Genomic DNA, 21,980 nt, shown 5'->3' with positions numbered 1-21,980 from the left:
GTTCACAATGCATCCAGCACTATGGGTTAGTAAAACCGGTTTAGACGCCCAACAAACCAACATCGCAACGATTTCAAACAACCTGGCGAACGCCTCAACGGTTGGCTACAAAAAAAGCCGTGCCGTATTTGAAGACTTGTTTTATCAGAACATTAACCAGCCAGGCGGTCAGTCTTCTCAGAACACAGAATTACCAAGTGGTTTGATGTTGGGTGCCGGTTCTAAAGTGGTTGCCACGCAAAAAGTGCACACCCATGGTAACGCGCAAACGACCACGAATGCGCTGGATATGATGGTGGAAGGCGATGGTTTCTTTCAGGTGACTTTGCCGGATGGCAACATCGGTTATACGCGCAATGGTCAATTCACGCTCAATGGTGAAGGTACGCTCGTGACGTCAGGCTCTGGTTACCCGGTAGAGCCAGAAATCGTCATTCCTGAAGACGCAATCTCAATCACTGTGGGTACGGACGGTGAAGTGTCAGTTCGTGTTCGTGGTCAGCAAGACAACCAAGTCGTCGGTCAGCTCACCATTACCGATTTCGTTAACCCGGGAGGTCTAGAGCCAATCGGTCAGAACCTTTATTTGCCGACTGGCGCGAGTGGTGACCCACAAGAAGGGGTACCAGGGCTGGACGGTTTGGGTGAAATTCGCCAATCCATGCTGGAAGCATCGAACGTTAACGTGACCGAAGAGTTGGTCAATATGATCGAAGCGCAGCGTGTGTATGAAATGAACTCTAAAGTGATTTCATCCGTCGATAAGATGATGAGCTTCGTGAACCAGCAGCTGTAACGCTTAAGCATCGAGATTAAGGATCTTATGATGAAACGTATTTACCTGCTTGCACTTATCAGCACCATGTCTGGTTGTGCCATGCTAGAGCCAATTGAAAACGATGAAGTCTCTCAAGCAACCACGGTGGTTGATGCCGTTGAAGGCGACAAATCAGAAGACAGCAGCGGCATTGTGGACACTTTACGCGGCAGAACTGATCCGGTGGCTGGCGATCCTGCATGGGCTCCAATCCATCCCAAACAGAAACCGGAGCACTATGCTGCGGCAACAGGGTCATTATTCAGTCCCGAGCACATTACCGATCTTTACGACGACTCCAAACCTCGTGGTATTGGTGACATCATCACTGTCACGTTAGATGAAACCACGAGCGCGACTAAGAGTGCAAACGCGGATTTGTCGAAAAGTAATGACTCGACCATGGACCCGTTATCAGTCGGTGGTCAAGAGCTGCAAATCGGCGGCAATTACAACTTTTCTTATGACTTAAACAGCAGTAACAGCTTTGTTGGTGACTCTTCAGCGAAGCAGAGTAACAGCATCAGCGGTTACATTACTGTCGAAGTAATTGAAGTGCTGGCCAACGGTAATCTGGTTATCCGTGGCGAGAAGTGGATGACTCTGAATACGGGCGATGAGTACATTCGTTTAAGTGGCACCATTCGCCCTGACGACATTAATTTTGACAATACGATTGCTTCTAACCGGGTATCGAATGCCCGCATTCAGTATTCGGGAACCGGATTGCAACAAGATATGCAAGAGCCTGGCTTCTTGGCACGATTCTTTAATGTAGCGCTTTAAGGTGCCGTACAGCGGCAATTTAATTGCGAGAGATAGGTAAGCATGAAAAAAATCTTTTTACTCCTACTGAGCGCTGCGCTGTTTTCAACTGCTGCTCAAGCCGCACGTATCAAAGACGTCGCGCAAGTGGCAGGGGTACGTAGCAACCAACTTGTAGGTTATGGTTTAGTTTCAGGCTTGCCGGGTACTGGGGAGTCTAACCCGTTTACGGAACAAAGCTTCGCGGCCATGCTGCAAAACTTCGGCATTCAACTGCCGCCGGGTACCAAGCCAAAAATCAAAAACGTTGCCGCTGTGATGGTAACGGCAACATTGCCGCCTTTTTCTAAGCCAGGTCAGCAAGTCGACGTCACGGTGTCATCCATCGGAAGCGCGAAAAGCCTGCGTGGTGGCACGTTACTGCAAACCTTCTTAAAAGGTTTAGATGGCCAGGTGTATGCCGTTGCACAAGGTAATTTGGTCGTTAGTGGCTTCAGTGCGGAAGGTGCCGATGGCTCAAAGATTGTCGGTAATAACCCAACCGTCGGCCTTATCTCTAGTGGTGCGACGGTAGAGCGTGAAATTCCTAACCCGTTTGGCCGTGGTGACTACATCACTTTCAACTTGCTAGAGTCTGATTTCACCACGGCGCAACGCATGGCTGATGCGGTTAATAATTTCCTTGGTCCTCAAATGGCGAGTCCGGTTGATGCGACATCTGTTCGTGTGCGCGCGCCGCGTGATGTGAGCCAGCGCGTAGCGTTTCTGTCTGCGATTGAAAACCTGGAATTCGACCCAGCGGATAGTGCCGCAAAAATCATCGTAAATTCCCGTACAGGTACCATCGTTGTCGGCAAGCATGTGCGTCTTAAGCCAGCTGCTGTGACGCACGGTGGTATGACGGTATCCATTAAAGAAAACCTCAGTGTGAGTCAACCGAATGCCTTCTCGGGCGGCCAGACGGTCGTTGTTCCGGATTCTGACATTGAAGTGAACGAAGAGCAGGGCAAGATGTTCAAGTTTGAGCCGGGTCTGACGCTGGACGATTTGGTTCGCGCAGTCAATGAAGTTGGCGCTGCGCCTTCAGACTTGATGGCTATTTTGCAGGCATTAAAGCAAGCTGGTGCGATTGAAGGCCAGTTGATCATCATCTAAGTCGTTAGGAGGCGGCAATGATTAAGAATCCTAACGATATCGGCTTTATCCACGACATCAGCTCACTTGATACTCTAAGACAAAAAGCCGTCAAAGAGGGCAAAGATGGTGAGCAGGAAGCCTTGCGTGCAGCAGCGCGTCAGTTCGAATCCATTTTTACCTCAATGATGCTCAAGTCGATGCGTGAAGCAAACGAAGGTTTCGAGTCGAACTTCATGAACAGTCAGAACGAAAAGTTTTACCGTCAGATGTTGGATGAGCAGATGGCAAGTGAACTGAGTGCTTCGGGCTCAATGGGGCTCGCAGATATGATTGTCGCTCAGCTGACAGCAGGACAGGGCGGCGATAAGAGTGAAACCGCTGTGCGTGATGCGGCAAATAATGCCGTGGAGTATCGCCGTGTTGACCCGAAAAAAGCACGTGAAACAGAGCAGCGTTTGATTGAATCTGGCGAGTTAGAACGTCCAAACCGTACTCTAGCTAACATTCAAGCTCCGACTCGATTTGACTCTCCAGAATCTTTTGTCAGTTCAATGATGCCTTATGCAGAAAAGGCAGCTAAAGCGTTAGGGGTCGAGCCATCTCTGCTTCTTGCTCAAGCCGCGTTAGAAACAGGCTGGGGACAAAAAGTAGTTAAGAACGCACGTGGCAGCAGCAACAATCTGTTTAATATCAAAGCGGATCGCAGTTGGCAGGGGGAGAAAGTCACCACTCAGACATTAGAGTTTCATGACAATACGCCAGTGAAAGAAACGGCCGCGTTTCGCTCGTACTCAAGCTACCAAGACAGCTTCAACGATTACGTTCGATTCTTAAACGATAATCCGCGTTATGAGGTCGCTCTGCAAAGACGTGGCGATTCCGAATTATTCATTCGTGACATTCAACATGCTGGTTACGCCACTGATCCTGACTACGCGGATAAAGTTCTGCAAGTGCAGCAGAAAATAGAAAGCATGTAGTCCCTCGTTATTTTTTCTCATCTTTAAGGCTTGCCATTGTGCAAGCCTTTATTTTATCGATAGTTCCTACTTGTTTCTTTGCTTGGCATACCTTTTGCTTTGTTTGTGTAGGCAATCGGACTTTTACCGATTTTTTCGTTTTTGGGGGCATGTATGGCGTCAGATCTTCTGAATGTAGGTACTCAAAGTGTGCTTACCGCTCAGAGACAATTGAATACCACTGGTCATAACATTTCTAATGTTAATACAGAGGGTTATAGCCGTCAGTCTGTGGTTCAAGGCACTAACGATCCGCGTCAGTTTGGCGGAGCCACTTATGGCATGGGCGTGCATGTGGAAAATGTTCGCCGCTCTTGGGATCAGTTTGCCGTTAATGAACTCAATATGGCATCGACCAACAATGCCAACAAAACCGATACCCAAGATAATCTCGACATGCTGTCAGGCATGCTGAGCTCGGTTGCCTCAAAGAAGATTCCTGAAAACCTCAATGAATGGTTTGATGCGGTTAAAACCATGTCTGACACTCCAAATGATTTAGGCGCGCGTAAAGTGGTGCTTGAGAAGTCAAAGATCTTTTCTGACACATTGAACGATTTCCATGAAACGGTTCGATTACAGTCTGATGTAACCAACAAAAAGTTGGATATGGGGATAGAGCGTATTAACCAGATCGCGCTGGAGATTCGCGATACTCATCGTCTCATGATGCGTACTCCGGGGCCGCACAATGATCTGATGGACCAACATGAGAAGCTGATCAAGGAACTGTCTGAATACACCAAGGTCACAGTTACCCCGCGCAAAAATGCGGAAGGGTTTAACGTCCACATTGGTAATGGCCACACTTTAGTCTCAGGCACCGAAGCCAGTCAGTTAAAAATGATTGATGGGTATCCAGACGTTCTCCAGAGACGTTTGGCGATGGTGGAAGGTGGCGGCATCAAGGCGATTCAATCAGACGACATCGACGGAAAAATGGGTGCTCTTCTCAATATGCGTGACCAGCACATTCCACAGTTACTTGATGAGATGGGTCGATTGGCTACCGGTTTTTCATACAAAGTGAATCAGTTGCAATCCCAAGGTTTGGATCTCAACGGCAAAATTGGTAAAGAGGTATTTACCGATATTAACTCGGAACTGGTCGCACAATCACGAGTGTTCGCCGCGCCTGACTCTCAGGCAGAAGTCGCGGTTTATGTGGATGATATCTCGGCACTCAAAGGCGGGGAATATACGTTGCGCTATGATGGCGACCAGTACAGCGTCACGACCCCTAAGGGTGAGCAGCTTAAGCTGGATATCGATCAGTCGGATTCTTCCTTCGTGTTGGACGGTATGAACGTTCAAATTGGTGAAGGCCTTGCCACTGGCGAACGTGTACTTTTACGTCCTACCCGCAGCGGTGCCGCCATCATAAAAATGGAAACCAACGACGCAAAATCCATTGCGGCGCAAAGCTATGAAGCGTCTACCACGTTTGCTCAAGGCAGCGCCAAATTCAAAATTCATGAAGCCGGTGACGTTAGAGAGTTTGAGGTGACGGTGCAGCCTGCGGATGAAAAACACGACAAAGCGTGGCTAAAAATCACTGATAACAAAGGCAATTTATTGTCCGATAACTACGACTATCCGTTGGAGAAAGACAATCCAATCATCGAAATTTCAGTGCCGAAGAGCCATCCGTTATATAAAAATGGTGATGCAACGATCTTTGAACTCACGGAAGGCGCACTGCTGAACGACAAATTTACGGCCAACTTAGTACCGTCTCCAGGTGGCAACGGCAACTTGAGGAAAATGCAGCAGTTGCAGACTGACAAAATGATGGATGGCAAGTCGAGCACTCTGATTGATGTTTACCACAATCTAAATACCGAGGTGGGGCTGAAATCGGCAACGGCTAACCGTTTGGCATCGGTTGCTCAGCTGGAACATGAATCCGCACAAGAACGTGTAGCGTCCATTTCTGGCGTCAATCTAGATGAAGAAGCCGCCAACATGATGAAATTTCAGCAGGCTTATATGGCGTCGTCACGTGTGATGCAGGCGGCGAATGATACCTTCAACACCATTTTACAACTGAGGTAAGGAGAAGAAATAAGTGTTAACCCGAATTTCTAGTTTCCATAACTATCAGTCCGTACAAAATGACTTGCGCCGCCAGGAGAACAAGGTTCATCACAATCAAGAACAACTTGCATCGGGTAAGAAGTTGCTTAAGCCAAGTGATGACCCTTTGGCTGCGCATTACGTTCAGAATATTGGTCAGCAGCAAGAGCAAATACAGCAGTATTTAAGCTCGATAACTTTGGTACGTAACCGACTAGAAAACCACGAAGTGAACATCGCCAACGCAGAGAGTTTCGCAGACGAATCAAAACGTCTCACGATGGAAATGATTAACGGTGCGCTCTCTGTCGAGGACAGACAAGCTAAGAAGCGTGAACTGGAAGAAATTGCCAATAACTTTCTGAGCTTGGTGAATGCGCAAGATGAGTCGGGGAATTATGTATTTGCCGGTACAAAGTCGAAAAGTCAGCCTTTTTATCGCGACAAAGACGGCAGTGTGCAGTACGCCGGTGATGACTATCAGCGCAAGATGAAAGTATCCAACATGCTTGAGATGCCGATGAACGACCCTGGCAGCAAATTGTTTATGGAAATCCCTAACCCGTTTGGTGATTATCAGCCGAATTACGAGTTGCAGAACGGTTCAGAGTTGTTGTTAGGCAAAGCTACCAATGCTGACACAGAAGATACGGCTTCTTACCGGGTGACATTTGTTGATATGAATAACGGTAAGTTTGGCTATCAGTTAGAGCGTAATGGTTCGGTCGTTAAAGCGGATGAATTTTCACCTGAGAAAGGCATTGAGTACAAAGAGTTAAAAATGCATGTAAAAGGGCAGATTACGCCCGGCGACAGCATTGGTATTGAAAAGCGTGAATCTTTCAATATTTTCGACACCTTTAAGCAAGCCATGTCATGGTCTGAACAATCTGTTTCGGATACATCCTCGACAGCGAAATTACATCAAATGACCGAAGAATTTCAGGCGGCGTTTATTCATCTCAACAAGGCGCGCACCGATGTCGGGGCAAGGTTAAGTACCCTCGATATTCAGGAGCAAAACCACGAAGACTTTAATCTGTCGCTGGCCAAGGCAAAGAGCAATTTTGAAGATTTAGATTACTCGAAAGCCGTGATTGAATTCAGTGAGAATTCACGTGCTTTGCAAGCCTCACAACAAGCTTTTGGTAAAACCAAAGACCTGACGTTATTTAATTATATCTAGGTGCGATACTCAGCTTTATCTGAATGGTTTGGAAAGTTTTTAATGCCTTATGTGCCATGCCTTAAGTGCGAGAAATTTCCAATCAGCGTTAAGGTATTTGAGCGGCATATTGTTACCGAAAGCGGCAAACATACGTGACTCGTATTTGCTATTGGGTGGATGGCGTTGGTTGCTGTGTTGATGTAACTGATTGTTTCAAATTGGATTGTTGTTTAATTTTTATGTGGTTCATAAGTTGGCATACAAATTGTATTGAGATTGTCAGTATGGATTTCTAAATTCTAAACCCTGCATCCAGGTAGATTTAGCGGGTAATTTTTACGGTCAGTGCTTATCCAAATGAGAGTAAAGCTGGCCGCTTCGCAAAAGCTTGCGAACTCAAAAGGAGAGCAAAATGGCTGTAACAGTTAGTACTAACGTCTCCGCGATGACCGCGCAGCGTTATTTAAACAAAGCGACTGACGAGTTAAATACTTCGATGGAGCGTTTATCTACAGGTCACAAGATTAACAGTGCGAAAGATGATGCGGCTGGTTTACAGATCTCGAACCGTCTTACTGCGCAATCTCGTGGTCTGGATGTGGCTATGCGTAACGCGAACGATGGTATTTCGATTGCGCAGACAGCTGAAGGTGCGATGAATGAAGCTTCATCAGTGATGCAACGTATGCGCGATCTTGCGATTCAATCATCGAACGGGACTAACTCTCCGGCAGAGCGCCAAGCGATTAACCAAGAGTCTTCAGCTCTGATTGATGAGTTAAACCGAATTGCAGAAACGACCTCATTCGGTGGCCGTCGTCTACTTAACGGCTCATTTGGTGACGCGGCATTCCAGATAGGTGCGAGCTCGGGTGAAGCCATGATCATGGGCCTCACCAGTATCCGTGCTGACGATACGCGTATGGGTGGCGTAACCTTCTTCTCTGAATCTGGTAAGGGCAAAGATTGGAGTGTCGATCCGACTAAAGCAGATCTCAACATTACCCTGCCGGGTATGGGCAAGGATGAGAACGGAAATGTTGATGATCTAGACATTAGCATTACGGCTAAAGCGGGTGATGACATTGAAGAGCTTGCGACGTATATCAACGGCCAGTCTGATATGATTAACGCGTCAGTGAGCGAAGATGGCGAGCTACAGATTTTTGTGGCTCATCCAAATGTTCAAGGCGATATTTCTATCTCCGGTGGTCTCGCATCTGAGTTAGGCTTAAACAGCGAACCAGTTAGAACATCGGTACAAGATATTGATATGACGACGGTTCAGGGCTCTCAAAATGCGATTTCTGTATTGGATTCTGCGCTGAAGTATGTCGACTCGCAACGTGCTGATTTAGGCGCGAAACAGAACCGTTTGAGCCACAGTATCAATAACCTGGCGAACATCCAGGAAAATGTTGACGCTTCAAACAGCCGAATTAAAGATACTGATTTTGCGAAAGAAACCACGCAAATGACTAAAGCACAAATTTTGCAACAGGCAGGTACATCGATTCTTGCTCAAGCGAAACAGTTGCCAAACTCTGCAATGACACTATTGCAGTAGTTTATCGAGCCTGTATTCAACATATCCAGACGTGGATACGAGTATGGGCTTTTGGCAAGCAACTTTATAACAGAATGAGCGGCTCTCTCATCTCTCACCTGCCAATCATTTTCAATGTAAAGTTGCACCCGGTATGCCGGAAATGTGTTCATTTCTCTTGATCTCCACATAGGCTCTGGCAACCAACCTAGCCCCAGTTCTCTCAAAGGAAAAGGGGCTTTTTCTTTTCCCTCTCTTCTAAGTCTAATCAAAACAAGTGCGAATTATTCCCTGGTTAACATCTCTGTCAGTCGCGATATCAATCTAAAGCGTGATAGGTTGCGGAGGAGGCTATGGGGTATGAATATCTACAGTTTGATCTCAGCGCGAGAAGCTGACCATTTACTGTTCCAGTAGTCTGGAGTTACAGACCTGACGTAAATAGCAGGCAATAAAAAACGCTGCCATTTGGCAGCGTTTATCCGTGTTTGAACTTAAGTAATAATTACTTAGTTACACGTAGAACTGGAGTTTCACCAACAGTTACAGAACCAGAAAGCTTGTTTAGCTCTTTGATTTCGTCCATGTTAGAGATAACAACTGGAGTTAGCGTTGATTTCGCTTTCTCTTCAAGAAGAGCTAGATCGAATTCAATGATAGTGTCGCCAGCTTTAACTGATTGACCTTCTTCAGCGATACGTGTGAAGCCTTCGCCTTTAAGTTCAACTGTATCGATACCGAAGTGAACGAAAAGCTCAACACCGTCGTCAGACTCGATAGAGAATGCGTGGTTAGTTTCGAAGATCTTACCGATAGTACCGTTTACAGGAGCTACCATTTTGTCGCCTGCTGGCTTGATAGCAATACCGTCACCAACGATTTTCTCAGCGAAAACAACATCTGGCACATCTTCAATGTTTACGATTTCACCAGATAGTGGTGCGATGATTTCGATTGCACCAGCGTCAGCGCTGTCATCAGATACAAGCTTCTTAAGTTTGTCAAACAGACCCATTGTGTCATGCTCCTAAGGTTTAGTTTTATTCTGTCGAATTATAGTATACCAATATAGCTCATTAGACGACTTTTTTCGCCGTCTAATGGCCATTAAGTATTGAATTACTTGGTACTACGTATTACTGAACTTTCTCAGCAATGAACTTTTCAACGACTGCTTCAATCTCAGCAGCAGTTGGTAGAGAAAGTGCTTCTTCCGCCATTGCTTTCACTTCTGCGAAGTTAGAGTTACGGATAACTTTCTTCACTTTAGGGATTGAGATACCGCTCATAGAGAACTCATCCAGACCCATACCTAGAAGTAGCAGTGTTGCACGCTCATCACCTGCAAGCTCACCACACATACCAGTCCATTTACCTTCAGCGTGAGATGCATCAATAACTTGCTTGATCACAGTTAGTACCGCTGGTGATAGTGGGTTGTATAGGTGAGAAATCATCTCGTTACCACGGTCAACCGCTAGTGTGTACTGAGTCAGGTCGTTAGTACCGATAGAGAAGAATGACACTTCTTTCGCTAGGTGGTGCGCGATTGCAGCTGCTGCTGGAGTCTCAACCATTACACCGATTTCGATGTTTTCGTCGAAAGCATGACCTTCAGCACGTAGTTCTGCTTTGTACTCTTCGATTGCTTTCTTAAGCTCACGGATTTCTTCAACAGAGATGATCATTGGGAACATGATACGTAGTTTGCCGTGTGCAGATGCACGTAGGATACCACGTAGCTGGTCACGAAGGATTTCACGACGATCCAAGCTGATACGTACTGCACGCCAGCCCAGGAACGGGTTCATCTCTTGAGGTAGATCCATGTATGGTAGATCTTTGTCGCCGCCGATATCCATAGTACGGATGATCACAGCTTGACCGTTCATTGCTTCCGCAACTTCTTTGTACGCTTGGTACTGTTCGTCTTCAGTTGGTAGCGCAGTACGGTCCATAAATAGGAATTCTGTACGGTACAGACCAACGCCTTCACCACCGTTACGGATGATGCCGTCACAGTCTTTAACTGTACCGATGTTGCCGCAAACTTCTACACGGTGACCATCAGTCGTTTCTGCGTGCAGATCTTTCAGTTTTGCTAGCTCTTCTTTTTCAGCTAGGAATGCCGCTTTAACTGCTTTCGCTTCTTCTACTTCAGCTTCAGATGGGTTAACAAGAATCTTGTTGTTCATCGCGTCAAGAACCAGCATGTCACCGTTCTTAACTTGTTTAGTGATGTCGTTAGTACCAACGATCGCTGGTAGCTCAAGAGAGCGAGCCATGATTGAAGTGTGCGAAGTACGACCACCGATATCACAAGCAAAACCAAGAACGTAGTCCAGGTTAATTTGCGCTGTTTCAGATGGAGTTAGGTCGTAAGCAACCAGGATAACTTCTTCATTGATGTCGCTTAGCGAAACAATGTTGATGCCTAGTGCGTTCTTAACAAAACGAGAACCGATATCACGGATGTCAGTTGCACGTTCTTTCAGGTATTCGTCGTCTAGAGACTCAAGAGCGCATGCTTGCTCTTCGATAACGGTGTGGATAGCGTTATCTGCAGTCAGCTTTTCGTTTTTGATTAGTGCTAGGATTTCTTCTTCTAGCTCTTCGTCTTCAAGAAGCATGATGTGACCTTCAAAGATCGCTTCTTTTTCTTCACCAAACGTTTCAAGCGCTTTTTGCTTGATAGTTTCTAGTTGAGCGGAAGATTTTTCACGAGCGTCGAAGAAACGCTGAACTTCAGCTTCTACTTGATCATCAGAAATAGTGTTTGTGTTTAGGACAATTTCATCTTCTTGAAGTAGTAGTGCTTTACCGATTGCAATACCAGGAGATGCTAGGATGCCTGAAATCATAGCCTTACCTTAAGTTTGGTCAACTTTATAAAACGGGAGAATAATGGGTGTGCTAACGAATAGTTTTAGCTTAGTTTTGAGCCTATTTCCAACAAAGCCATTTTGTTTTCACAAAATGGCTTTTGGAGTAGGTGACACCGATTAGTGTAGCTGGTCCATTAGAGCAACTAGGTGATCAACTGCTTGTTGAGCTTGTGGGCCTTCAGCAGAGATAGTTACTTGAGTACCTTTTACTAGGCCTAGTGTTTGTAGTTTGAATAGGCTCTTCGCGCTAGCGCTTTTACCGTTAGAAGTCACAGTGATGTCTGCATCGAATGCTTTTGCTTCTTTTACAAACTGTGCAGCTGGACGAGTGTGAAGACCGTTTTCTGCTGTGATTTCTACTTGCTTCTCGTACATGTGATATACCCCAATAAATGTATTTTTTTGTTAGTAGTGACTAGTTTGAGCTTAACTGCTTTATACCTCGTGCGCTAGCACGGGAGAGTTCAAAGCGCGTTAGTTCTGATACTAGTCAAAAGATTTGCGATTGCGCAACTGTTTGCGTGCGTAATCACTTTGAAACCTTTTTGTGTTCTGCTTCTTTATTTTGAAGCTAGAAATAAAACGCCCTGATATTACCAAAGGTGGGGCAGGGATCAACAAAAAAGCCCCTGAACGGGGCTTTTTTAGACGAAAAATTGATTTGAACACATATTACTGTTCGTTCTCTTTTTCCGTAAAGATGCCAGCAAACAGTGCTGTACTTAGGTAACGTTCACCAGAGCTTGGTAGTATTGTTACGATAGTTTTTCCTTCAAATTCAGGAAGTTCTGCAATGCGGTTCGCTGCTACTACTGCCGCACCAGAAGAGATACCAGCAAGGATACCTTCCTCTTCCATTAGACGGCGAGCCATCTCAATCGCTTCTTCAGAAGTCACTGGCTCAACGCGGTCTAAAAGTTCTAAATCTAGGTTACCTGGGATGAAACCTGCGCCGATACCTTGAATTTTATGTGGTGCTGGTTGGATTTCTTCGCCTGCTAGCGCTTGTGCAATCACTGGTGATTCTGCAGGTTCTACAGCAACAGAAGTAATCGCTTTGCCTTTTTCGCCTTTGATGTAACGGCTTGTACCTGTAATCGTACCGCCAGTACCAACACCTGCTACAAGCACATCGATTTCACCGTCAGTTGCTTCCCAGATTTCTGGGCCAGTCGTCTTCTCGTGAATCTCTGGGTTCGCTGGGTTGTTGAACTGTTGAAGAAGTAGGTACTTGTCTGGGTTGCTAGCAACGATTTCTTCTGCTTTAGCAATCGCACCTTTCATGCCTTTTGCCGCTTCAGTCAGCTCTAGGTTTGCACCAAGTGCTTTAAGTAGCTTACGACGCTCTAGGCTCATAGATTCAGGCATTGTCAAAGTCAGTTTGTAACCGCGAGCCGCTGCTACGAACGCTAATGCGATACCTGTGTTACCACTGGTTGGTTCTACTAGCTCTACGCCTGGCTTAAGCTTACCTGACTTCTCTGCATCCCAAATCATGTTCGCACCGATACGGCACTTAACACTGAAGCTTGGGTTACGCGCTTCGATTTTTGCTAGAACGTTGCCTTTGCTCACTTTGTTTAAGCGAACTAGGGGAGTGTTACCAATAGTAAGAGAGTTATCTTCGTAGATCTTGCTCATAGTTATGTTCCTTCATTACACGTTTTGTGAATATAGTTAGAAGAATATTCGGTCTAAAAAAAAGGGAAAAGGATTAAAAAGTTATATCTTATTAGGTTGTCCAGATTTCAGCTAGGGAACTGGGAAAAGCTGATGCCTTTCCCGTGCTTCAGGGAAAGCATAGCTTATCTTTGGTGCTTGAACTCAGCGACCCACATTGCAGTCGCACCGCATATCGCAACGGGCATGACGATAAGGTTCAAAATTGGGATGGTGGTGAACACAGAAACAAGAACGCCAAACCCATAAGCTTTGCCTTGTTTTTGTTTCAATTTGTAACGCATATCGTTGAATGGAATTTTGTGGTTATCAAACGGGTAATCACAGTACTGGATAGCTAACATCCAGGCTGTAAAGATAAACCAAAGTATTGGACCAACCGTTTGACCGAGCGCGGGTATCAACAGTAGCAAAAATAAACCAATCGCTTTAGGCAGCACATAAAGCAGTTTACGCCACTCTCGTGCTAAGACTCGAGGAACATCTTTAATCACAGCAGTGAAGCCGTCATCATTGATTTTTTGTCCGGTCAGGTATTCTTCTACTTTTTCAGCCAGCAGTCCGTTGAACGGCGCGGCGATAAAGTTTGCTAAAGTACTAAAGAAATACGAGAACGTGGCAAGTATGGTTAGCGCGAGCAGAGGCCAAAGCACATAAGTTAGCCAGGATAGAAACTCTGGCAATTGACCAATCCAGTTCTCAATCCATACATTTAGGTGAGAGAACAGATAAAAAATGGCACCACCGACAAGGAGAACGTTCGCTAATAGTGGTAATACAACAAAACGTCTGATCTTTGGAGATAGTGCTAGCTTTATTCCATACAGGAAATAACCGAATCCGGTTCTTGGCTGATTGTTTAGCGTCATATCCATTTCGTGTTGAGAGAAAGAAAACTCATTGTACCTGTCGCGACTTTTCTTTCAATGCCTTAACAAAAGGCCTCTCGTAAAGTGGAATCGTGGCAAGAATCACAACAAAAAAGTGAACTTCTTGCATTAAGTTGTTCTAAACCTCCATATAGTTTTGGTAAAGTAAACGTATCATTCAGAATAATTACACTTGGGTTGCTGCTCAAGGAACTGCGAGTAGTACAAACAAGTATATTGAGAGTAAATAATGCAGGAATTGCGATTCGTACTCATTGTTGTTGGCGTTTTAGCCATTGCGGCATTACTGTTTCATGGTTTATGGAGCAGTAAGAAGGAAGGCAAAGCGAAATTTGGTAACAAGCCTCTGGGTAAATTAGAGGTTGACCAAGGGGATGCAGATTCAGTAGAGCAAGAGCGAAGCTTCGCCTCTGCTCCTGAAGACGATTTTGAAATTATTCGTAAAGACCGCAAAGAACCAGACTTCGGTATGGACAATGCGTTTGATTCGAAGTTTGAGGCGGATCCTTTGCTTGGCGGTGTCCCGGAAGACAAGCCATTTAAGCAAGAGCCGGAAGAGATCCCTTCATTTGTTGCGCAGAAGAGTCATGATGACGACGTCGTAGTTCAAGAACCTGTGATGCAAGAGCCAGCTCAGCCAGTAGTTGAGGAAACGGTACCTTCAGCGTTTGAAGAACCGAAGGCTGAAATGCATGTCGCAGAGCAACCTGCAGCAGTTTCTGAGCCGCAAGAAGAGCCTAAACCTGAGCCAGAAATGCAGGTGATTGTTCTCAATGTGCATTGTGCGGGTGAAGAACCATTCGTTGGCACTGAGCTATTTGATAGCATGAAGCAAAATGGCCTAATTTATGGCGAGATGGATATCTTCCATCGACACGTTGATCTGTCGGGTAACGGAAAAGTGTTGTTCAGCGTTGCTAATATGATGCAGCCGGGAACCTTAGAGCATGGAGACCCTGCGGAGTTTACGACTAAAGGCATCTCATTCTTTATGACGCTACCTTGTTTTGGTGAAGCGGAACAGAACTTCAACCTGATGCTTCGTACAGCACAACAGATTGCTGACGACATGGGAGGTAATGTTCTTGATGACCAAAGAAACTTGATGACTCCTGACCGATTAGCGGCTTATCGACGTCAAATAGTTGAGTTTAAGACGGCGAACGCATAATCTTAACACCAATTTTTAAAAGGGCTCCGATTGGAGCCCTTTTTCTTCGATTCCCAACCTCATCGATTGACAACACACGGGGCTTTAATATGTCTGAATCAGTACTTCAACGACTAGAAGAATTAAAAGAGTCGTTGCATTACCACGCCGTTCGTTACTACGTGGAAGATAACCCAGAGATTCCGGATGCTGAATATGATCGACTCATGCGTGAATTGCTGGATATTGAAGCTCAACACCCAGACCTAGTTACAGTAGATTCGCCTAGCCAGCGTGTTGGTGGAAAACCATTATCTGAATTTAGCGAAGTTAAGCATGAAGTTCCGATGTTGTCATTAGACAATGCCTTTGACGACAGTGAGCTGGACAGCTTCCACAAACGAGCACAAGACAGAGTTGGCAATCAAAGTGTTAAACAATACTGTTGTGAGCCAAAACTGGATGGCTTAGCAGTAAGTCTATTGTACGAAAACGGTGTTCTCGTCCAGGCCGCGACGCGTGGTGACGGTACAACCGGTGAAAACATTACTGAAAACGTTCGTACCATCAACGCCATCCCTCTCAAATTAAGAGGCAATGATTGGCCTGAGCGTCTTGAAGTTCGTGGTGAAGTTTTCATGCCTAAGGCGGGTTTTGAAAAACTCAACGAACTGGCTCGTCAAAAGGGAGACAAAGTTTTTGTTAACCCTCGTAATGCCGCAGCTGGTAGCTTACGTCAGTTAGATTCACGTGTTACCGCTTCACGCCCGCTTAGTTTCTATGCCTACAGTGTGGGCGTTGTTCAGGGAGCGGAATTAGCGTCTAGTCACTATGAACGATTTCTGCAAATTAAGTCATGGGGGCTGCCAATGTGCCCTGAGACTAAGCGTGTAGGTAGCCTGGCGGATGTCAAAGCGTACTACCAAGATATTTTACAGCGACGTGATGCCCTTCCTTATGAGATCGATGGTGTCGTCATTAAAATTGACGATATTGCCGTGCAAGAGCGCCTTGGATTTGTTGCTAGAGCTCCACGTTGGGCGATTGCCTACAAATTCCCGGCTCAGGAAGAAATGACGACGTTGAATGAGGTGGAATTCCAAGTCGGTCGTACTGGTGCGATTACACCTGTTGCTAAACTAGAGCCTGTATTTGTTGGCGGGGTAACGGTAAGTAATGCGACGCTTCATAACGCAGATGAGATAGAACGTCTGCAAGTTAAGATCGGTGATCACGTTGTGATTCGTCGAGCGGGTGACGTTATTCCTCAAGTCGTTTCTGTCATCAAAGAGCGTCGACCAGAAACAGCGCGAGATATTATTTTTCCAACTCAGTGTCCTGTTTGTGGTTCGCATGTTGAGCGGATCGAAGGAGAGGCGGTAACACGTTGCACGGGTGGCTTAGTTTGCCAAGCTCAACGTAAACAAGCGCTAAAGCACTTTGTGTCGCGTAAAGCGTTAGATGTCGATGGTCTTGGCGATAAAGTGATAGAACAGCTTGTTGATCGAGAAATGGTCGAAACTCCAGCGGATCTGTTTAAGTTGTCTGCAGGCATTTTGACGGTTTTAGAGCGTATGGGGCCAAAATCAGCGCAGAATATTGTGAATGCGTTAGACAAGTCGAAGTTAACCACATTACCTCGCTTTTTATACTCACTAGGCATTCGAGAAGTCGGCGAAGCGACAGCCGCTAACTTAGCGCAGCATTTCAAAACGCTAGAAGCGATTCAGGTTGCGACAGAAGAACAGTTGATTGAAGTTCAGGACATCGGCGTCATTGTTGCTAAGCATATCACCACCTTCTTTGGTGAAGAGCAAAACCAAGCAGTAGTGAAAGACTTACTAGAGCAAGGTATTCACTGGCCAGAAATTAGTGCTCCTGAACAAGGTGTTGAACTGCCGTTAGAAGGCAAAACGGTTGTACTAACTGGTACGCTTTCTCAACTAGGGCGATCCGAAGCAAAAGAGGCACTACAGGCGCTGGGTGCTAAAGTTACCGGCAGTGTTTCGAAGAAAACGGATATTTTATTCGCAGGTGAAAATGCGGGTTCTAAATTAGCAAAAGCGCAAGACTTGGGAATTGAAATTAAAACCGAACAAGACTTACTCGACTTAATGAATTAAGTTTAGCCAAAACCTAAATACCTTTCTAAAAAGCCCCAGTAGCTAAGCTTCTGGGGCTTTTTAATGCCTCTTATTAAGTTCTAATATTTCTATTATTAGAGTGATTTAATCTTTTCAGTGATCAAGATCTCCCCTTTGCGGATTGAAATTGTTTTGTTTCATACTCTGCGAGGCACTTCATGTTGAGTTTTGTGTTTGTATTTATATTATTGATTTATAAGGCTATTTTTCTTTATTGACGTAAGGGTTGTAAAAGTAAGATCTGGATCAATAACTTATATGGAACTTTGTTGTGGCTCATATTTTTTTAGAAAAAAAATAAGTTCCATTTGGATGTTTTTAGTCGCGAAGTTAGTCTTAATAACGTGTTATACACGGTGTGTATGCAGGAACTAAAAAAAGCCCAGTTAGAAATAACGAAGCTTTACCGCGAAATTACTTCTCTCCTTCGGCGGCCAACTAAAGGTGAGATAAAAAAACAGCTATATCTATTTTTAGGAGTTTATCCATGGACAAATTTTTTAAGGTATCTGCCCTAACTGCGGCAATGATGGGGGCAGTAGTTGCAGCTCCTGCAATGGCTGAAGACCCAGTCGGCCCAGCCTACGCGGAATCAGTTTCAGAGTTTTTCTCTGAATCTACTATCAGCGGTAACGTTAACTTCTTTATGCGTGCACGTGACCGCGCGGGTATGGATGCAAACGGAAATGATACTTCTAAAGTTACAAACCTAGACCACGGCTCAATTTTTGCCAACCTCGGCTTCCACTCTGGTTACGTGGCTGACACAATCGGTTTTGATACAGTAATTTACTCTACATTCGACATGTGGGCTGGTGAAGATACAGGTGGTTCATTTGAACACGAAATGAACTTCTTTGACTGTGATTCTCCTTACGGTGCTGGTGACTCATGTGATTCATACAAAACTGACAACGGTGTATCTTTCGCGTCAGCGGCACTGAAATTCAAGTTCGGTGAAAACTTTAACGCTAAATTAGGTTATTTCCAACCATCTGTTCCTAGCACGCTAGGTGTGAACTGGTCATTTGCTCCAGGTACATACCGTGGTGGTCAAATTGGCGCGAACTTTGGCAAACTTGCTTTAGGCTTTGTTTACGCAGATGAATACAAGGCTCCATGGTTCAAAGAAACTTACGAGTTCAACGAAGGTACGTTCTGGGGTGGTGCAGGTAAAGACGTAGGCGATGCTTACTCATTCGGTGCTCGTTACGCGCTAGACAACGGCATCTCTTTTGACGCAGGTTACGGTGCCCTGACTGATGGCGACCGTAAGAACTTCCATTTCAAAGTGAAAGGTACAACAGACGGTGGTCTATACTGGTCTCCGCAATTGTACGTAGTTGATGATGACAACCAATACGACAGCACTGCATTCCAGGTAGCGCTTTTAACGTCTAAATCAATGGGTCAATACAGCTTCCGTGCTGACGCAACATACACATCAGCAGACTCTGATGACAAGCGTGGTCAAGTAGGTAACATGGCTTACCGCCTGACTGAGCAATACGGTGGTTCAAACGGTTCATACGACGTTTGGTGGAACAACCGTTCTGACTTTAACCACGATGGTGAGTACGCGTTCTTCCTATCTGCTTCTCGTGACTTTGCTGACATCGGTGGTAACGGGTTTAGCGCGGGTCTAAGCGGTGCATACGGCGCTGGAGCGAAAGCTTCAGGTTACGATGAGTTGGTAGAGTACGCATACAGCTTCTTCGCAAACTACGCTATTCAAGGTGGCGCGCTTAAAGATGCTAACATAAGCTTCTACTACACTAACTTCTACAATGATTCAGATGCGCCAGATTGGGGGCCATACTCAAACGCATTTAACGATGAGACAGACTTTAAACTAATTCTAACTATGCCATTCGGCGTAAAATAATTAGTGAATAAAGGAGAAGCTGGGCAATCGCCCAGCTTTTTTTGTTCTTAGCCATCAGTTTTTCACTGTACCTCTTCATTATGTAATTAGGTGGTTTTATGAAGAAAGTTCTTTTAGTTTCAGTCTTAGTTCTTACTCTACAAGCATGCAGCAGCAATCCTAAAACAGCCGAAGAATACTGGTATGGTCAAGGCGAGCGATTCGGAGCTAACGGATACTCGTATGACAACGGAATTTTAGAGACGCTCAAAGAGTCGGTGGCTTTTGATGAGCAGTCATATAAAAATGGCTATAAAGCGGGTAAAGCGGAGTATTGTGACCCGTTTAAAGCTTTTGAGAGGGGTAGACAAGGCATCCGCTATGATGGACAGTGTAGCGGTCAACCTCAAGAAATCATGATTAAAGCTGAGTGGCAGAGAGGTTGGGAAGCTTTTATCGGCTCTGACTTTTACAAGCTCTAGTTTACTCCTAACAATGAAGCGGCATTTTTGGCGAGGATGATGAAGTTTATCTGAGTGCCTTAGTTGCTCTCAGATAAACTTCGTATAATTAACATTCATCTTTATTTAAATACTCCACCATACATCTTGCACAATTCTCGAGGAAGTTGCTTAACCGTGCCGTCACTAAAAGTGCAGTCTACACCTGCACCAAATACATGACCGGCATTTTGAGCTAACGAAATAGGAGAAGAAAATACCAAGCAAGCAAAAATTAAAGTAATAATTCGTTTCATGGTAAACCTCATACTTATTAATGAGTATAGAGTCGTCTCTATACTATTAATTTATAACCAGATTAATTCTTAAAAGAAGACTAAGCTTGAATATAGCTTCGTTAGGATGTTAAGTATTCGTATTTCACTATAAGCATGCCATTGCATTAAGGGGTTGAACTAGTGCTTGTGTGATGATGTTTCTATCACGGCTATTGGTATATGCTCATGGTGACGAGTGGTACACATCGTTAAGCTAAAACAATATCATATTTCATAGTACATCTTTTACTTACCTAAAATATAAGCACTAAATGACAATGCTTATTCATTAAGTATGTATGTAGACCAATAAAGATCAAAAAATTATTCATGATTAGTTAATTTTTTAATTTTAAAATAGAGTAAATATAGTTACGAGACTCTTTAATATCTATTTGATTTTATAACATAGACTAATATTAATTTTTAATTTATAGATAGGATAATAATAGTAACCTTTAACTTAATTTTTATTGGGAATTAAATTAAGGTGATGAAATAAAAGAAGTAGTGAGGGGGAATAATAATGGAGCCATGTAAGCTCCATTATTTTGACATAAATTAATCATCAACCGGTTCGATGACTAAAATAATACCCTTTACAGCAACGATTTTTACTCTGGTCCCTGCAGGAAGGGCTTGGTCACTTTGGGCAGACCAGGTGGTATCTGCAACATGGATTCTATTCACTCCAACCGAGAAGTCTTCGTCTATTGTGAGAGTTTGTCCAATCAGTTGCTTGTACTTCTGATTTAGATCTCTGGAGAGATCATCTTGTTCGTCGTTTTTCCATTGACGTCGCCACCACAACCAAGTGGTGACAAGACTGAACGTGGCAAAAGACAACCATTGTAGCTGCCAGCTAATCGGTATCAGAGACAATAAAATACCAACCAACAGGGCAGACAGACCAAGCCAGAGAAAATAACCCGCGGTTCCGAGTAATTCTACAGCAAGTAGACCAAACCCCAGTGCGAGCCAATGCCAAAAGGTGATCCCATCAAGTAAGCTTATAAAATCCATAGGCAGGTCTTATTCTTTGTTTTGTTGTTTAAACATTTCAGCAATACCTGCAACGGATCCCATTAGCCCCGTTGCTTCCAGAGGTAGCATGATGATCTTACCGTTTTCAGCCTGTCCAATGCTCTTAATTGCGTCTGTGTAGCCCTGAGCGATAAAGTAATTCACAGCTTGCATGTCACCTTTTGCTATTGCTTCAGAAACCATGTAGGTCGCTTTGGCTTCTGCCTGAGCAGCGCGTTCACGAGCTTCTGCATGAAGAATAGCAGACTGCTTTTCGCCTTCAGCTTTCAGTATTTGTGATTGCTTGTGGCCTTCTGCTTTTAGGATCTCGGCTTGACGAACACCCTCCGCTTCAAGGATTTCTGCGCGTTTGTTCCGCTCGGCTTTCATTTGGGCGTTCATCGCGGCGGTCAAATCAGCTGGTGGCTGTACATCCTTTATTTCAATACGCGTCACTTTTACACCCCAAGGGTTGGTAGCCTGGTCAACAATGAGCAGGAGCTTTGAGTTGATCATATCGCGCTGGCTTAGCATCTCATCGAGTTCCATTGAGCCTAATACAGTACGAATATTAGTAAGAGTGAGGTTTCTAATCGCATGCTCCAGATCGTTAACTTCATAGGCAGCTTTTGCGGCATCGACGACTTGTACGAAACAGACGGCATCAATAGTGACATTAGCGTTATCTTTACTAATAACCTCTTGTGCCGGGATATCTAATACGCGCTCCATCATACTTATTTTATGACCAACACGATCGATGAAAGGGATGATTAAATTTAACCCGGGTTTGAGTGTGTGGGTATAACGTCCAAATCGCTCAACGGTCCAGTTGCTCCCCTGAGGAACGGTTTTTATCGCGGATGAAAGAATAATAATGGCAAGGACAACAAAAATACCGATAGTAATCAACGAATCAATTGGCATGGAATATTCCCTTAAATGCATAAAGTCTGATTCATTTTTACTCATTTATCACGATTAGACAATTTAAGAAGTGAGAACAGGTGAAGTAGTTTGATGTGAGGCAAAATAAAG

Annotated in this window: 19 protein-coding genes; 11 read left to right on the top strand and 8 right to left on the bottom strand. The window is 44.7% G+C overall.

Annotated elements, in window-relative coordinates; translation table 11 throughout:
- The first annotated feature begins 7 nt into the window (after nucleotides 1–7).
- The 7 genes from flgG (at nucleotide 8) to V1U08_RS19165 (ending at nucleotide 8,549) form a co-directional block, all read left to right on the top strand.
- A complete protein-coding gene (gene flgG / locus V1U08_RS19195; RefSeq protein WP_005382032.1) occupies nucleotides 8–796 on the top strand; it encodes a flagellar basal-body rod protein FlgG in 789 nt (262 codons plus the stop codon).
- A 30-nt stretch (nucleotides 797–826) separates the two neighbouring features.
- Nucleotides 827–1,603: a flagellar basal body L-ring protein FlgH gene (flgH, locus tag V1U08_RS19190; protein WP_330471263.1), complete on the top strand. Its 777-nt coding sequence runs from the start codon at nucleotides 827–829 to the stop codon at nucleotides 1,601–1,603.
- Nucleotides 1,604–1,645: 42 nt separating this feature from the next.
- Entirely contained in the window at nucleotides 1,646–2,737 is a 1,092-nt protein-coding gene (locus tag V1U08_RS19185; protein WP_020333342.1) for a flagellar basal body P-ring protein FlgI, read from the top strand.
- A 17-nt stretch (nucleotides 2,738–2,754) separates the two neighbouring features.
- Nucleotides 2,755–3,699, top strand: a complete 945-nt coding sequence (gene flgJ, locus V1U08_RS19180; protein ID WP_330471262.1) for a flagellar assembly peptidoglycan hydrolase FlgJ — start codon at nucleotides 2,755–2,757, stop codon at nucleotides 3,697–3,699.
- Between the two features lie 153 nt (nucleotides 3,700–3,852).
- On the top strand, nucleotides 3,853–5,793 hold the full coding sequence (flgK, locus tag V1U08_RS19175) for a flagellar hook-associated protein FlgK (RefSeq protein ID WP_065296458.1): 1,941 nt from the start codon (nucleotides 3,853–3,855) through the stop codon (nucleotides 5,791–5,793).
- A gap of 13 nt (nucleotides 5,794–5,806) precedes the next feature.
- Nucleotides 5,807–7,000: a flagellar hook-associated protein FlgL gene (gene flgL, locus V1U08_RS19170; RefSeq protein ID WP_065302073.1), complete on the top strand. Its 1,194-nt coding sequence runs from the start codon at nucleotides 5,807–5,809 to the stop codon at nucleotides 6,998–7,000.
- A 394-nt stretch (nucleotides 7,001–7,394) separates the two neighbouring features.
- Nucleotides 7,395–8,549, top strand: coding sequence for a flagellin (locus V1U08_RS19165; protein ID WP_330471261.1), 1,155 nt, complete (start codon nucleotides 7,395–7,397; stop codon nucleotides 8,547–8,549).
- Nucleotides 8,550–9,033: 484 nt separating this feature from the next.
- Here the strand turns inward: V1U08_RS19165 and crr are convergent, their stop codons facing one another.
- The 5 genes from crr to cysZ all read right to left on the bottom strand — a co-directional run bounded on the left by crr (nucleotide 9,034) and on the right by cysZ (nucleotide 13,962).
- Nucleotides 9,034–9,543 (bottom strand): PTS glucose transporter subunit IIA, encoded by a 510-nt coding sequence (crr, locus tag V1U08_RS19160; protein WP_014231102.1) that lies wholly within the window; start codon nucleotides 9,541–9,543, stop codon nucleotides 9,034–9,036.
- Nucleotides 9,544–9,664: 121 nt separating this feature from the next.
- The gene (gene ptsI, locus V1U08_RS19155; RefSeq protein WP_330471260.1) at nucleotides 9,665–11,389 is read right to left on the bottom strand and encodes a phosphoenolpyruvate-protein phosphotransferase PtsI; all 1,725 of its coding nucleotides are present in this window, start codon (nucleotides 11,387–11,389) and stop codon (nucleotides 9,665–9,667) included.
- 141 nt (nucleotides 11,390–11,530) lie between these two features.
- Complete coding sequence (locus V1U08_RS19150) at nucleotides 11,531–11,788, bottom strand: HPr family phosphocarrier protein (protein ID WP_005382043.1); 258 nt, start codon at nucleotides 11,786–11,788, stop codon at nucleotides 11,531–11,533.
- Nucleotides 11,789–12,085: 297 nt separating this feature from the next.
- A complete protein-coding gene (cysK, locus tag V1U08_RS19145; RefSeq protein ID WP_061778637.1) occupies nucleotides 12,086–13,054 on the bottom strand; it encodes a cysteine synthase A in 969 nt (322 codons plus the stop codon).
- 164 nt (nucleotides 13,055–13,218) lie between these two features.
- On the bottom strand, nucleotides 13,219–13,962 hold the full coding sequence (gene cysZ / locus V1U08_RS19140) for a sulfate transporter CysZ (RefSeq protein WP_118119745.1): 744 nt from the start codon (nucleotides 13,960–13,962) through the stop codon (nucleotides 13,219–13,221).
- Between the two features lie 250 nt (nucleotides 13,963–14,212).
- Between cysZ and zipA the strand changes: the two genes are divergently transcribed.
- The 4 genes from zipA to V1U08_RS19120 all read left to right on the top strand — a co-directional run bounded on the left by zipA (nucleotide 14,213) and on the right by V1U08_RS19120 (nucleotide 19,623).
- Nucleotides 14,213–15,154, top strand: a complete 942-nt coding sequence (gene zipA, locus V1U08_RS19135) for a cell division protein ZipA (RefSeq protein ID WP_330471259.1) — start codon at nucleotides 14,213–14,215, stop codon at nucleotides 15,152–15,154.
- An 89-nt stretch (nucleotides 15,155–15,243) separates the two neighbouring features.
- Nucleotides 15,244–17,256 (top strand): NAD-dependent DNA ligase LigA, encoded by a 2,013-nt coding sequence (gene ligA, locus V1U08_RS19130; RefSeq protein WP_330471258.1) that lies wholly within the window; start codon nucleotides 15,244–15,246, stop codon nucleotides 17,254–17,256.
- Nucleotides 17,257–17,764: 508 nt separating this feature from the next.
- Nucleotides 17,765–19,162 (top strand): multidrug transporter, encoded by a 1,398-nt coding sequence (locus V1U08_RS19125; RefSeq protein WP_014231108.1) that lies wholly within the window; start codon nucleotides 17,765–17,767, stop codon nucleotides 19,160–19,162.
- A gap of 98 nt (nucleotides 19,163–19,260) precedes the next feature.
- Nucleotides 19,261–19,623, top strand: a complete 363-nt coding sequence (locus tag V1U08_RS19120) for a DUF2799 domain-containing protein (RefSeq protein WP_014231109.1) — start codon at nucleotides 19,261–19,263, stop codon at nucleotides 19,621–19,623.
- 101 nt (nucleotides 19,624–19,724) lie between these two features.
- Here V1U08_RS19120 and V1U08_RS19115 read toward each other — a convergent pair whose 3' ends face one another.
- From V1U08_RS19115 to V1U08_RS19105, 3 genes are all read right to left on the bottom strand, one after another.
- Nucleotides 19,725–19,898 (bottom strand): hypothetical protein, encoded by a 174-nt coding sequence (locus tag V1U08_RS19115; RefSeq protein WP_014231110.1) that lies wholly within the window; start codon nucleotides 19,896–19,898, stop codon nucleotides 19,725–19,727.
- A gap of 582 nt (nucleotides 19,899–20,480) precedes the next feature.
- Nucleotides 20,481–20,942, bottom strand: a complete 462-nt coding sequence (locus V1U08_RS19110) for an NfeD family protein (protein WP_330471257.1) — start codon at nucleotides 20,940–20,942, stop codon at nucleotides 20,481–20,483.
- 9 nt (nucleotides 20,943–20,951) lie between these two features.
- Nucleotides 20,952–21,869: an SPFH domain-containing protein gene (locus V1U08_RS19105; RefSeq protein WP_014231112.1), complete on the bottom strand. Its 918-nt coding sequence runs from the start codon at nucleotides 21,867–21,869 to the stop codon at nucleotides 20,952–20,954.
- Nucleotides 21,870–21,980: the final 111 nt, after the last annotated feature.

This window comes from Vibrio sp. YYF0003 (assembly GCF_036350715.1).
Taxonomy (GTDB): Bacteria; Pseudomonadota; Gammaproteobacteria; order Enterobacterales; family Vibrionaceae; genus Vibrio; species Vibrio natriegens.
This window is presented reverse-complemented; position numbering and strand designations above follow the sequence as displayed.